General features: G+C 66.2%; 8 protein-coding genes. 2 read left to right on the top strand and 6 right to left on the bottom strand.

Annotation, left to right across the window (positions count from 1 at the left end; translation table 11 throughout):
- Positions 1-27: 27 nt before the first annotated feature.
- From OHT21_RS33870 to OHT21_RS33855, 4 genes are all read right to left on the bottom strand, one after another.
- Entirely contained in the window at positions 28-948 is a 921-nt protein-coding gene (locus OHT21_RS33870; RefSeq protein WP_328772063.1) for a hypothetical protein, read from the bottom strand.
- 56 nt (positions 949-1,004) lie between these two features.
- Positions 1,005-1,880, bottom strand: a complete 876-nt coding sequence (locus OHT21_RS33865) for a hypothetical protein (RefSeq protein WP_328772062.1) — start codon at positions 1,878-1,880, stop codon at positions 1,005-1,007.
- Between the two features lie 170 nt (positions 1,881-2,050).
- A complete protein-coding gene (locus tag OHT21_RS33860) occupies positions 2,051-2,245 on the bottom strand; it encodes a DUF397 domain-containing protein (protein ID WP_328772061.1) in 195 nt (64 codons plus the stop codon).
- On the bottom strand, positions 2,242-3,072 hold the full coding sequence (locus OHT21_RS33855; RefSeq protein ID WP_328772060.1) for a helix-turn-helix domain-containing protein: 831 nt from the start codon (positions 3,070-3,072) through the stop codon (positions 2,242-2,244). The genes OHT21_RS33860 and OHT21_RS33855 overlap by 4 nt, the downstream gene beginning before the upstream one ends.
- Before the next feature lie 205 nt (positions 3,073-3,277).
- Here OHT21_RS33855 and OHT21_RS33850 point away from each other — a divergent pair, with 205 nt between their 5' ends.
- A complete protein-coding gene (locus tag OHT21_RS33850) occupies positions 3,278-3,862 on the top strand; it encodes an ATP-binding protein (protein WP_328774326.1) in 585 nt (194 codons plus the stop codon).
- On the opposite strand, the gene pglX is transcribed toward OHT21_RS33850, so the two are convergent.
- Both pglX and pglW read right to left on the bottom strand, forming a co-directional pair.
- Positions 3,789-7,379: a BREX-2 system adenine-specific DNA-methyltransferase PglX gene (gene pglX, locus OHT21_RS33845; RefSeq protein ID WP_328772059.1), complete on the bottom strand. Its 3,591-nt coding sequence runs from the start codon at positions 7,377-7,379 to the stop codon at positions 3,789-3,791. The two genes, OHT21_RS33850 and pglX, sit on opposite strands and share 74 nt — an antisense overlap.
- The gene (gene pglW, locus OHT21_RS33840; protein WP_328772058.1) at positions 7,376-12,091 is read right to left on the bottom strand and encodes a BREX system serine/threonine kinase PglW; all 4,716 of its coding nucleotides are present in this window, start codon (positions 12,089-12,091) and stop codon (positions 7,376-7,378) included. Before pglW ends, pglX begins: the two co-directional genes overlap by 4 nt.
- A gap of 416 nt (positions 12,092-12,507) precedes the next feature.
- Here pglW and OHT21_RS33835 point away from each other — a divergent pair, with 416 nt between their 5' ends.
- Positions 12,508-14,310, top strand: coding sequence for an HNH endonuclease (locus OHT21_RS33835; RefSeq protein WP_328772057.1), 1,803 nt, complete (start codon positions 12,508-12,510; stop codon positions 14,308-14,310).
- Positions 14,311-14,416 lie beyond the last annotated feature (106 nt).

Here is a 14,416-nt window from a genome sequence, read left to right as displayed (position 1 = left end):
GACGTTGCGGGTGTGCGCAGGGCCCGCTCACTGCGTCAGGGTCGCGAGGGCTTGCTCCGCCATTTGAATGCCGACCGTCGCGGCCATGGTGGTGCCGGCCTCCAGTAGGCGATCCTTAATCTGGTCAGTGATTTGCCGCATTCGGCCCGGTTCCGGAGCCGACGACGTCGATTCGTCGTGAAGCTCATCCGCAGCACGTTGCAGTTCTTCACAGTCGGCCTCCGCCAGGCCCAGAGTGCTACTGATTTGACCCACGTAACCAGCCAGTTGAACAAAGGCGCTCGGGTCGACACCGGCAGTGTTGTTCTGAGTGAAGTTCTGCTGCTCGCCGACAATTACTCCCTGAGCGTTCGGCAAGTAAGTGTTGTAGGTGGCTCCCGTACGACCCCGGCCCTCATAGAGGTCGGGATCTCCGTTGTAGTTTTCCATACAGTCCTGCCCTTCTGTAGTGATCCGAGCCGACTCGGGTCCTTCAAGTGATCCCGTGTAGCCGTCAATCAGGCCCTTTCCTTTAAGGTATCCGGCGGCTCGGTTAATTTCTCTCGCGGACAGTGCATAACCCGCGACCAGGGCTTCAGGTGTACCTACCAGGGCCTTCGTATATGACCAGTGCAGACCTGCCTCGCCGTCTAGCCAGACCTGGCGCAGCACGGCACGACGTGCGGCCTTGCTACGTTCAACAGAGGGCGCCAGGCATTTACGGCGCTGCAGCACCAACTCCAACCCCTTCGAGGTCAGACTGACGGTCGGCCTTCCCGGAGTGCCCCATCTGTCACCCACACCTCCTTCGCTCATGCCGTACCGAAGAAGGTCCATGGCTACTTCGTCACTAAGGGCGTGTTCCGCGGCGAACTCCCCCAGACTTGCGCCTTTGTAGCGGTGGTCGCCGACTTTCTCGTACACCCAGTCCATGAGCAGTTCGTAGAATACGCTGAACTCCCTGGCCATTTGGACCCCTCTCGTTATCGGCCGCCCCTTCGGTATCCAGGAGTGCGCTTGCGGTGTCAGGACTGAGGTTCCTCCGGCTTGATGGCAGTGGTGTCTGCGCCGGGCTGTTCAGCGTGTGCTGTGGCGAAAGGTCCGTGGTCTTCCACGACTTCGCCGTCCACGACTTCCCCATCCATCACTCGGTGCGACGGCTTCGTCAGCTCCAAGCTGGAGAGGTGCTTCTTGAGCCTCTTGGCCATGGGACGGTAGGTCGCAAAAGTGAGCCCGCCAGAGACAACGGCCCCTACGAGAGGGATGGCCTTCGAGACGGTCGTCGCGAAGGACTGCGTCGTCATCCTGACACCGAGGTAGCCCGCGACTTTTTTCACCATGGGGTAGACGACCCCATGAGTCAGTGCCTTCTGGGGCAGCTTCTTGGCGACCTGCTCCGCCATCATCCCGGCGACCTTCCCCACAGCGGCGTTCGCCGACTGGGTTCCGAACATCACGCCGAAGAACAGCGTGAGCACCCCCATGGTCGCGTCATCGACGTCATCGCCGTCGTCGGAGAACAGGTCGGGCCAGCTGTAGAGGTAGGCGAGTTTCTGCGCGATACGCACCATGTGGCCGAAGTACTGGGCCACGTCGGCGGGCACTGTGGCGGGAAGGGCGAGGATGCCGGGTATCCCGGCAGCGGCGGAGAGAGCGCTGACCTTGGCGGTTTCGAAGCGGATGGAGTCGTTGGCCACCTTGTCGAGAACCTCGACAGTGATGCCCGCCGCGGCCGGGGACTCTTCTACCGCTCTCCGGATGTCGTCCTCGGAACAGTGACGAGCCAGCGCACTGCGGAGGTACGCCTCCCTGTTGATACGCACCCCCGGAAGCTTCGCTGCCGCCAGCAGCACTGCGGAGAAGCGCGATTCAGGGTTCTCGTTCACTTTGCCCGGTTTCATAGCAGGAACTTACAGTAACTCCGCGTTCCAAGGGCCGGACTTGTCAGTACAGTTGGGGCTCGTTATGTGAGCGACGTGGCGTGCGGGCTGGGTCCGTCAAGATGCCGCTCCACAAGCGGACATGCGCAGGGCCCTCGGCAAGCACACGCCTGCCGAGGGCCCTGCGTCTGTCAGAGTGCCGCGAACTCGACGAACACGGTCCACGCCGTGGGTTCCACGGTCAGGGCGGCACGGGTCGTGTCCTTCGAGTCGCGGACGTGGACCCTGCCGGGGCGGGCGGCGACCTCGACGCATTCGCCGCCAGCCCCACTGCTGTAACTGCTCTTGAACCAAGCCCACTCGGGTACAGGCTGTTCGACGTTCATCTCTCTCCCAGCAACTTCTCGACGAAGGCCAGCGACTCGCGCGGAGTGAGCGCTTGAGCCCGAAGGAGTCCGTACTGCTCCTCGATCTCCCGGACGGGCTTCCGCGCCGTGTAGAGGCGACTGTCCTGCTGAGCCTCCACGTACGCGATCCTCCGTCCTTCCTTCGTTTCGATCAAGGTGAACGGACCAGCCAGTCCGGCGTGCTCATCCCGCTCGGTCGGCATCACCTGGATCTCCACGTTACGCCGCTGGCCATGGAGCAGGATCTGCTCCAACTGCCCTCGCATGACGCCCCACCCGCCCAGGGGCCTACGCAGAATCGACTCCTCGATGACGAAGCTGATGGTGGGCGCCTGCGTGCGGGAGAAAATCTCCTGCCGGGCCAGGCGTGCTGTCACCCTCTGCTCGACCACGTCTTCGGGCAGCAGAGGCCGCCAGTTGGTGAACACCTCCCGCGCGTACTCTTCTGTCTGCAACAGTCCAGGCACCGCCTGGTTCGCGTACACATGCAGCTCAATTGCCTCGGCCTCCAACTTGGCCGCATCCCGAAAGAACGCCGGATACTGAGCCCGAGCCACCTCCTCCTTGCTCGCGCTCAACACCCCACTCGCGTCCAGCACTTCATCGACCCGGTCGATGAACTTCGGCGGTGGAATACGCCTCCCCTGCTCGAACGACGCGATCGTCGAGGCCGAGTACCCGGTCAGCGACCCGAGCTTCGCGCGGTCCATCCCCGCTCGCTCCCGGAACAGCTTCAACTGCCGCCCGAACACATGGAGAATGCCCGCCCCGAACTCGTACTCCGGCTGCTGAACCTCGTCGTTCACGCCGCAGCTCCTCTCGTACGACCATCACAGTCACCGCACTCCGCCCGCCCAACGCACGGCCCGTGAACCGGTCACGCCACCACCACGTACAAGCGCACCGCCCACGTGTACAGCCCGCACCCGTCAGCGCGTTGCGCCTGTTCAACGCTACGCAGAGTCCGCGACCGTTGACCCCATGAAGTCAGCAACTCCCCCGAACGGGCATATGCCACAACGCCCCGCGCAGGAACGCGAGTTCACCATGCGCTTCACCTCAACCCCACGCGGGGCCCGCCTCGCCCGCCGACTCGTCTCGCACCGCCTGAACGACTGGGGCCACCCCTACACGACCCCGCTCAACGAGACGCTCACGCTCATCACGGCCGAACTCAGCGCCAATGCCGTACGCCACGGCCACGTCCCCGGCCGGGACTTCCACCTCCAACTCACCCTGGCCGAGGGCACCTTCCGCATCGAGGTGACGGACACCCGCGCCGAGCGGCAGCCTCCATCCACTCCCCCGGCCCTCGACTCCGCATCCGAGTCCGGCCGCGGCCTCCACCTCGTCGCCGCCCTCGCGGACGACTGGGGTGTCACTCCTCGCCCGGCCGCCCCCGGCAAGACCGTATGGGCCGAGCTGCGCGTACCGACCGGAGGCCACCCGCGCGTGCACCAGGTGGCCCCTCGTCCGGCGGACTCGGCATCGGCGTACGGGCACGACACCGAGTCGTTTGCGGCTACTTCTTCGCGGCGGCTCGACGCCCTCGGGTTGCGGCCACGGGACGCCAGTTGCGGAGGTCGTCGTCCGTGAGTCCGTGTTCGCCCTGCTTCTGCTGGCGGTAACCGGCGAAGAAGTCCGCCGGGGAGCCGCTGTAGAGCATGTCGAACTCGTTGTGCCACTGGGACAGCCACGGCTGGAGTTCCAGCAGGCCGGCGAGGAACGGCGTGATCTCCTCGGTGGACAGCGCGGTGTTGGTGAAGTACGTGGCGAGGGCCTGCGCCTGCTCCCGGTGGTCCCAGCCGGCCCACCCGTACAGCTCGGGGGTGGCGGCGTTGGTCTGCCCGTACGAGATGAACCGCTCCTTCGGCACGTCGAGCTTGCCGCGCGCCCTCCAGTAGGTGGGGCGGAGGAAGTCGGCCGAGGTGTACTTCGGCGGCACGGGGATGGAGTCCCGGATCTTCCGCTTGGCGGGTTCGTCGGGCGCGGCGTCCTCCTTGCGCTGGAGGTCCCACACCTCTTCCCAGTCGGCGCGCTTCTTCAGCCCGGAGGGCTTGTAGCGCAGGGAGGAGAGAAACGGCACATGCTCGTCGCTGATCAACTCGGCGACGACCTTGGCAAGTTCCTTGCGGGGGGCGTAGAGCTTGGCAACGGAGACGAAGTCCTCGTCACGGGAGAGGGCGTCGGTGAGGCGAGCCAGGGTGAGGATGGTGGGCTGACCGTTCTCATCGAACCAGTGGTCGCGGTTCTCCATGCGGTCGAGCAGCCAGGAGCGGAGGGCCTTCTCTTGGAGGGCGTCCCAGCCTTCGGTGGCCCAGCGACGCTTGTATTCCGGGCGCTCGACAGTCCCGATAGCACGGCTGCCCTCGATCGCGTCGATGCGCTTTTGGACTACCTCCCGGTAACGGGCTGGCCAATGAGCAGGGATCTCGGTTGCAGCAATGGAGTTGTGATGCTTGAACCATTCATCGCTAGCCGCATTGTTGGCCGCCCGACGCGCGAGAACGATCTCAAACGCACGCTCTCCGAGGGCAAGTCCGAGCACTTCCCCGTCCGGAGCCCGAAGCTCTTCCGAGTGCAGCCTGTAAAGCGAGTAAACCTGCCAGTCCAGCTCCTCTTGCAGGGCAATCATGCGTGCGCGAGTCTTCTCCCAGACAGCCTTTGCGTCGCGAAGGGCGAGGAGAGTGGGGGTCGCGTTACCTACAATCACGGAAGGGCTCGCGGCAAGCAGTTGTCCAGCAAGCACGTCGAGAGCGGCGGCCAGCTCCGTGGCTGACTCGCGGGGCAGCGGAATGCGTTCCATATTGGTGCTATTGAACTGATAGTTCCATGACCAAGGCTGATCAGCCATCCCGCTAGACGCAGTCGCGTTGCCCTTACAGAAGCAAACCTGCTTCAGCCAGTAGCACACAGTGGAACTATTCAAAATCGCGAGAAGGCGCAGGTGGTCATCCTCGGAGCTACCCAGAGGGAGTTTTATAACTGGTGCACTCTGCTTAAAAACACTCCCTCCTCGATCGAGAACAAACTGATTGTGCGTTGTAATCTCAGCGAACGTAATGGACAAGTCGGAATCATAGGCCGAGGCTGTGTGCTGCATATAGTCCCACCAGTGCAACCCGGAATCAGAGATGTCCCCCTGAAACGTTCGGCGTGCGCGCAAGAGTTGCCGCAGCGGCCACAACTCTTGGGACAAACCGGCCGGATCTGCACCCTTCGCATGCGGGTACCAAATCGCCTCTGCCGGGACAGCATTCCAATCCCGAACAACTTCGCCAACCATCAGCGGCCGCAACAGCTCCTTATCGGCGATAGTGCCAAGAGTACGGCGCATCGGCCGGATGTAAGCCTCGTCGGCCCCGACTCGGACTGCACGTCCTACGGGCGGATCGATCAAAGACCGCACCGTCTGTGTGCTCGCATCCTTGATCTGCTCGATAAGCTCCAGACCGCCATTGGCCAGCACCCACGGATGCCTGGAGAAGAATCGGTCACGTTCCAGATCGTCCACCGCGACCCAATCATCAGATGAGCCAGGGTGATCGATTTGAGCCACGATGGACTGCCAAACCAACCCGTGAGCAGCATTCTCCGGGGTAGCCGGTTCACCTTGAATTCCGCGCACTGAACGAATGTGAGAACTCCGCTGTTTCCCCTTGCGAGGTCGCCCAACGAGAATCACAGTAGGTGTGGAATGCCCGGGGATGTACGCGCCAGCAGAGTCGATCACTTCGGTGAGCTCAACTTTATGAGCAAAGTAGTGTTCGATAAGCCGGGCACCGAACTCACGCGTCGCAAATGAGTTCGCGGTGATTTGCCCCACAAAGCCATACTCGCCGCCGCTTCCTCCGCCCGAGACGGCCAGATGGAAGAAGCGCTCGGCGAAAGGAACCGAAATGGCATACGTCCCAGAGCAACTTGGATACAGCTCTCGGTACAGCATGTTGAGACTCTTGTCGCTGACCGGAGGGTACGGCGGATTGCCGACCACCACGTGATATCGCCCGTCCATTAGAATTCCGTGGTGTTCGTGCACGTCCTCGGTGGCGTAGGCGAACGAGGCCAGCGGGTCGTCGAGATCGTCCTCGTCTCCGCCGAGCGTTAGCTCCAGCTGTCGGGCCTTAATAAGCGAATCCCCCACCGCCAGGTGGATCGGCCACTCATACTTCGCCGCCTGTGCCAGATCCCGCACCCCACTCGCCGCCATCGCCACAACCAGCAGCCGGAATCGCGCAATAGCCACTGCAAACGGGTTGATGTCAACTCCGTGCACCGAGTCCAACGCAGCCCGGACCCGCTCATGCACGTCCTTGCCCGGCTGCCCCTCCGCCCACAGTCGCACCAACCGCCGAAACGCCCCCAGCACAAAGTGCCCCGACCCACACGTAGGGTCGATCATCTTCAGTTCCTCGTACCCGAACTCTCGCACCGCCGGATTCATCGTCCGGTCGAGGATGAACTCCTCCACGAACTCCGGCGTCTGAAGCAGCGCATACGTCTTCCGCGCGAGCTCGCTCAGATCCTGGTACAGGTCACCAAGGAACCGCGTGTCCCACCCCTCCGTACCGTCCTCGTTCAACGGGTCGGTGAAGTCGTGGACCAGAACACCCGCCTCATCCCTCTGCCGCCAGAATTCGACCAACTCCCGCGCACCGTCATGCGAAAGCGGAACCTGGTAAAGCGGGTTGTGCCGCCTATCAAAAAGCAGCCGCCCCGCCTGCCCCTGCCCCAGTTCCTCGAACGCCTTCTCCAGCCACCCCCGGTACGTCGGATCCTCGTCCGACTCCACATACGCGTCGTACCGCGACTCCGCCAACTCCCGACGGTCACCGTCCGCCCCCGTCAAATACGGCTCCGGAATCAGCCGGTTGTCCTCACAGAACCGTACGAAGACAGTCCCCAGCACCCACGCCACTGCGACCTGCGTGACCCGCTCGTCCAGCCACGCGTTCCACATCGCCGCCGTACGCCCGAGCTTCCGCGCCTGGTCGTACTCAGCCTTCAGTCGCGCGCCGACATCCGGCAGCGCCTTCACCTGTCGCCCGAGGTCAGCCTCGACCGCCTTGACCTGCTGCTTCAGGTCGTCCAACAGAGCCTTGCGGTCGATCACTTGACGTCTCCCTCGACACCACTGGCACTAGCCAGAACCTCGCCGGACCCCCGATGGGCGTTGCCCACCCACGTGTCCGGAAGCTGAATCCACTCCCCCAGGCCGGCCTGATACGGCACCGCCACCTGCCCGAGCCGGGGCTCACGCGACGGATCAGCCTGCGGGACCAGAAGCCACAGCCCTCGCCCACCCCGCCGAGCCGCCGACGCCAGCCGGTCCAGGACGCCCATCGCGTCGTACCGCGCGAACACCCCGGCCTCCGTCAGCAGCACAGGACCGGCAGGGCCAACAGGAACAGCCCCGCCCCCGCCACCATCACCCAGCAGCTCCACGATCCGCGGCTCCACCGCACCCCACGCCGTCCGCACGTACTCCGCGAACCGCACCGCCCCCCTCGACCCCGGCTCGGCGGCGTCCGCCTTGAGCAGGGTCTCCCAGGTCGGCTTGGTGCCCGGCGTGACCTGCGCGTGCAGAGCTTCCAGGAACAGCTCCGTCACCGACACCGCATCCGTGCCCAGCCGCTCGGCACCCAGCTCCCGCACCGCGTCCCGTACCAACTGCTGCCGTACGGTCAGCACCCGGTACCCGTCCCGGCGAGCCGACGCGAGCAGCCGTTCCTCCGCGCGAACCGCGCCCGCGAGCTGCGGGTCATCGGCGTACCGCGTCACCGCACCCGTACGCGTCGACTGCCGCCCCGCGCCCGTCGTCAGATAGCTCGACGCGTCGTCCACCCGCGTCGGCAAGTACCGCAGCACGCCCTCGCGTTCATGCATGCTGAGCGACAGCTCAAAACCCGCGTCGCGCAACGCCTTGGTGAGCGGGCCACCCGTCGGCAGTTCGTGGGTCGTGCCGCCACGCCCGTCAGGAACGACAATCTCCGGGAAGCGGGCACGGACCCGCTCGTGCACGGCCTCGCCGGTCAGGCCCGGCTGCTGCCCCTCCGGCATACCCGGGATCCAGCGGACGAGCCCGGCCTGCGTGAGGCGCAGCGCCCTGACCAGCGACAAGTCACGCGGATAAATCTCCAGGCGCGGACTGGCGGCGGCGTTCACGGACGCCGCAGCCGCCAGCTCCACCATGCGCCGCTCGTCCCAGTCCACCGCCCCCGGCGGTACCGTCAGCGCGCCCAGCTCGGCCAGCACGGTCGCCGCCGTCGGAAGGGTGTCCAGCTTGGCCAGCCGATCTGCCGTACGACCAAGACGCGTCGCGTACTCCAGCAGGCCCGGCGCGGTCGGGGTGTCCGGGCCGTCGTTCTCCCGTACGTCGAGGGCGAGCAGGCCGGCGCCCAGGGACTCGTCCGTCGCCTTGCGGTTCGGCTGGTGCTGGAACTCGGCCTCCTGCGGGGCCAGTTGCTCGACCTCGACAACGGCCCGTACGGCCGCCAGCGCCATCGCGCGCCGCTGCTCGCGCCCCGCGAGATGCGTGCCGCGCCGGACCGCCAGGGCATCCGCGATCTCCACCGCCGAAGCGACCCGGCCCATGCTCACCAGCAGGTCGATGATCTCCTCGCGCAGTGCCTGGACGGCGGGCTCCGCCTTCCAGCGCTTGCGCTCATCCTTGAGCATCTGCGGGATACGGCCCTGGCTCAGCCCAAGGCCCTCCGCGACATCCTTCTGCTTCGGCCAGACGCCGATGTCGGGCAGCACCCCGTGCTCGTCGGGCAGGCGCAGCAACAGCCGTACCATCTCGGCCTTGTTGCGGTTGGAGCCGTTGTTGTTGACGGCGGGCACGAAGACGGTGGCGAGGGTGTCGAGGCTGACGGAGCGGAGCGTACGGGGGGACAAGGCGCCCGCCGAGGCGCCCGTGGCGAGTTCGCCGACGAGGGCCGACTCGGCGGCGGTGAGCTGCTCCAGCTCCTCCTTGGCCTCCGCCCGGCCCTTCGGCGTCAGCGGCGAGACGGGGATCTCGCGCAGCCGCTCGCCCCACTCGCGCTGCCGCTGCTGGACCTCGTTGCGGGTCTTGGCACCCAGTCCGGGGGCGTTGACGAGCTTGCGGCGGCTGTAGTCGAGCAGTTCGCCGACCGTCGTGATGCCCAGGCCGTAGAGGAAGGACTGGGCGGCGGGCGTAAGGCCGGAGACGGTGAGCGGGGTGTCGCGGGTGACCTCGGCGGCGAGCCGGTCGCGCTGCTGCTCGGCGGTCTCCGGCTCGGCGTCCGCGATCGCCGCCGCGGCGGCGGCCAGCTCGGCGGGTGTCCCCTCCCCCGTGGTCGCGGCGGCCGGGTGGCGGGAACGATGGCTGGACGGGACGGTCTGCGAGGCGTCGAGGAAGACCTTGCGCCAGGCGTCCCGCATCGGCTTCAGCTCGGGGAACCGCTGACCGGCGTCGCGATGCAGTGCCTTCTGGAAGAAGGCGACGAGACCGTCCCGTACGGCCGGATCGAAGGCCTCGGCCGCGATGGTCGGGTACGGCCACTCCTTGGCGTCGGTCATACGGGGCGGGACGCTGCCGTCGCCCCACTTGGGCAGTTCGCCGGAGGCCATCTGGTGCAGGGTGACCGCGACGGCGTACCGCTCGGCGTGCGAGTCGTACGAGCCGCGGGTGATGACGTCGACGAAGGGGTCGAGGTAGCCGTCGGTGCCCGCGTTGGTGCTCTTCGCCGGGTAGCCGGCGAGGGAGAAGTCGATGAGGACGAGTTCGCGGGTGCGGTTGGGGCGGATGCGGATGGCGATGTTGTCGGGCTTGATGTCGCGGTGCCAGACGCCCTCGCCCTCCAGGAAGTCGACGGCTCCGAAGAGGTAGTCGCCGTACGCCTCCAACTGGTCGACCTGGAGGCGGCCGTTGTCGCGGAGCTGGCGGGCGACGGTCTCCTCGCGGCGGCGTGGGCGTGCACCGCCCTCGGTGCCCTGTCCGTTGTCGTCGCGCTCGTCGCCGACGTACTCCAGTGCCAGGACCGTACGGCCGCCGATGTGCAGCGGTTCGGGTTCGACGAGGCGGATGATGCCGGAGTGGGGGCGCAGGCGGGCCATGGCCTCGGCCTCGCGGGCGAGGATCTCGCTGCGGCTGTCGGAGAGGGCGACCTTCAGCACGGCCAGCGGGCGGGTCCTGCGGGCTTCGGCCTGAAGGTCGCGGACGAGGAAGGCGCGGCTGGTGGAGCCGGTGCCGAGGCGGCGGCGGATCTCCCATCGGCCGGCGAACACGTCACCGGCGACGGCCTCCAGCGGGTCCTTGTCGGCGGCGGTCCCGTCGTCCTCGTCGGCCATCCCCTCCGTGGCGGTGGCCGCCTGGGCCGGGGCGGTGAGGGAGTCCTCGACGACCTCCAGCAGCTCCAGGAACTCGTCCACGCTGGACAGCCGTTGGCTCGGCCGGTAGGCGGTGGCGGCCTGAACCAGGTCGTCCACGTCCTCCGACAGGCCGTCCACCAGGGAGCTTGGGCGCAGGCCTTCCCCCGCCTCCAGTCGGGCCAGCAGCTCGGCCTGGCTCGCGGCCGGGGCCTTGCCGGTGACCAGCAGGTACGTGAGGACGCCGAGCCCGTACACGTCGAGGTGGACCGGGTCGGGGTTGAGGGCGGTGAGTTCGGGGGCGAGGTAGGCGTCGGCGTCGTCGGCCAGGTGCATCGCGGACAGGGCGGTCGGCGCGAAGCGGGTCATGCCCTGGGAGGAGTCGCCGCTGCGCTGAGTGGCTATCTGCCAGTCGGAGATCTGGAGATGCGGGGTGAGCCAGGCGGCCTCCTCCCCCACCGCCTGGCCCTTCCGGCCGCGTGCCCGGGGGACGACGAGCACGGAGCGGGCCGCGAGCGCCCGGTGGTGGATGCGGCTGGAGTGCGCGGAGCGCATGGTCTCGGCGAGCTGGCGGACCAGCGCCATCCTGCCGAGGATGTCCAGCTTCTCGCCGTACTGGACCAGGTACTCGTCCAGCTTCAGGGTGTCCGGGTGGTAGTCGAAGATCAGCGCGGGGCCGGCGGCGTGCCCGGAGGGGAAGTACTGCTTGAGCTCGACCACGCCCGGGTGCTTGAAACGGCCCAGCACCGCAGCCTCGCGCCGGGCGGCGTTCTCGACGGACTGGCGCAGGGAGGCGTCGGAGCCGCGCTCGCTGAGGTAGATGCGGACGCGGGCGGCCTCGGGCAGATCGCTGTGACGGGCGAGGTAGTCGGCCCAAGTGGGCCCGGAATCGAAAGACTTCCGCTCCAGCTCGTACGGGCCGACCTTGTACTGCGCGTCGCTCTTGCGGATGCCGATGTTCTTCAGTGCCGCCGCGATCTCGCGCGAACCGATCGCGGTGATACGGCGCCGCTCGTCACGCGGGGGCTGCTCCAGCATCTCAACCAGCTGGCGGACGGTATAGACGCCGTTCTGGTCGTGGGCGGGCAGGCGCACGCGCAGGCTGTTGTCCGTGAAGCAGACGGCCTCGGCGACCCAGACGCGCTTGCCGCCGGGCAGCGCGAGCAGGCCGGCCAGTTCCTTGGCCTTGCGGTTGACCAGGTGCAGCGGGTTGCCGTGCGTACGGCGGCGGCCGCCGGGTGTGGTCTGCACCCAGGTGCCGTTCTCGGAGGTGACCGAGCCGTGCCAGTCCTTCAGCTCGATCATGCAGACGCCGCCGGGGGCGACGACCAGCAGGTCGACCTCGCGGACGTGGCCGGTGTTCGCGGTGAAGGTGAAGTTCGACCAGGCACGCCAGGGTTCGGAGTCCGGCAACTTCTCCCGAATCGCCTCCAGGCCGCGGCGTTCATGATCGAACTCGGACTCGGTGACCGTGACCCACCGGCCTTCCCGCATGCCTGTCCCCACTCGTCCAGTCCTCTCAGGCCCGCTGCTCCCCGAGGTCGGACCTGCCGCAGATCCTAGTGGTTGCCTTCTACATAGGAAGAGTCCGTGAAGGGCGGAACTATGGGGCATTCAGCCCGAGAGGCGGGAATCGTATGTTCCCCATCATGCAGGCCCGGCTATCGAAAAACACTTGCTTCGCAATGTATCCGAGGAAATTACCCACCTGGACAGGGAGGATCTAAACCTTCGGTCTTCCTCCTTCTCGAGAGTCCCGCGCGTACATGGCATCGGCAGCGTGCGACACCTCCACACAGTCGCCACCCTCAACCCGCCATAACGTCTCTTAACCAGTCCAGCTCGCTCACGGCACTCATAGGCCACCCACGCCGGGATGATTGTCATACTGTCCTACTAGGCTCCCGTGCATGGGACTTAGGGATGTGACGCGTGCGGGAGTGCTGGCCGCGGTCGACGAGTGTCTGCAGCTGGGACGAGAACCGTTTCGCCGCCGGTACGGCTTCGGCCGGGCCAACACGTACGAGCTGGTCCTGGACGGACACCTCTATGACTCGAAGGCCATTGCCGGGGTTGCGCACCTGTATTCAGTCGGCGACCTGTTGTCGGCTGACGACTTCAGTGGTGGTGCGCGCACCGTGGCACATCGTTTGCGTGCGCTCGGCTTCACGGTGAAGGACGGCAGCGATGTCACGGACGAGCCGCGGCAAGTGGCGCCTCAGATAGTTCTCCAGCCGCGAGGCGGGCCCCGGGACCGTGGCCCGCGTAACTTCGCCAAGTCCGTACGACAAGGCGTTCAGATTGCAGAGATCAGGGACGCACTGGGTGAACAGGCGGATGTGCTGACGGCCCTGTACCCGGACGGGATCGCTCGGCTGTGGGGGGCCACTCCGACCACACAGGCCAACAACGAGAAAGCCAGAGCTCTACGGAATCGTCGAGTCGGCGACGACGTGCTCTTCTACGCGGAGAACCACTTCATCGCGCGGGCCCGCATCCTCCATCTGTTCGACAGCCTGGCCGTGGCGCGGGAAGTCTGGGGAACCGACGAGGAGAACGCCACCTGGGAACACATCATGGCCCTTGGAGAGGTCGAGGAGTTCCCCACCCCTGTTTTCGCCGCGCCCATACTGCGTCGCCTGAGCGCACGAGTACCTCTGCGAAGCCTCACCCTGCGGTCCGCCGAGGACTACCTCCGCGTTGCCGAACTTCTCCCTGAGCGGCGTCGGCCGGCCCTTCCGCGACCTGCGGCACCTCGTCCAGCTCCGTCTCCGCAACTCACCGCCGAGGACTTGCTGGTTCGGATCGGCTCTCTCGAGACTCGTCGTGGCTCAGGGAACGAAACGCCCAGCCGCCATCAACCGCTGGCTCTGCTGTGGGCGATCTCCCGGATCGCAGCGGGGAAGCCGCGTCTGGCGCCGTGGTCCTCCTTCCGTACGGAGGTCAGTCCTCTCCTGAGCGCATTTGGCCTGTCCAGTTCCAAAGCCACTCCGGAGGATCCCTTCTGGCACTTGCAGGACAGTGGTCTGTGGGAAGTCCACGGCGTACCAAGTGATGCCGGCCCCGATCCGCAGGCGGGGATCTTCGACACCGTCCAGCCTGTCGCGGGTCTCACCCGTGCGAGTGCCGAACTGCTGCAGAACCCTCTTACCCGCCTCGAAGCCGTCGTCAAGCTGTGCAGCACCCACCTTGACGACATCGATCAGCGTGAGTTGCTCAGTCGAGCTGGCCTCGCCGGATATGCGACCGCCGATGGCATGCTCGACGGAGACGAGGGCGATGGCGGTCAAGAAGCCGCCGATACGGAGCGGACAACCGGTCCGACGGAGCGCCGGGAGTCCACTGCCTCACGACTGGTTCGCAATGCCGCAATCGCAGCTCAGGTCAAGGAACTGCACGGCCATGCTTGCCAGATCTGTGAGACCCGCCTTCAGTACAAGCGCCGGCCCTACAGCGAGGCCGCCCACATCCGTGGCCTCGGATCCCCCCACGACGGTCCGGACGAACTGCCGAATCTGCTCTGCCTCTGCCCCAACCACCACGTTCTCTTCGACGGTCTAGAGATCTACATCGACGTCGACGGCATCGTCAGGCGGACACAGGAAGGCGACGCCTTGGGCCGTCTCCGTCGGCACGTCGACCATGAGATCAATGAGACATACCTGCACTACCACCGAACTCTGTGTGAGCTCCACTCGCTGACGAGGAAATAGCGACTCAGGTACGCCGTTCACCGCTCGGCACTCGTGATCCGACGCTGTGCGAGTGCCGACCGGCGCAGAGGCGCCAAGAATGCACTCGCCGCCTTCTTCCCGTGAG

Origin of the sequence: Streptomyces sp. NBC_00286, assembly GCF_036173125.1 — a bacterium.
Classification (GTDB): domain Bacteria; phylum Actinomycetota; class Actinomycetes; order Streptomycetales; family Streptomycetaceae; genus Streptomyces.
This window is presented reverse-complemented; position numbering and strand designations above follow the sequence as displayed.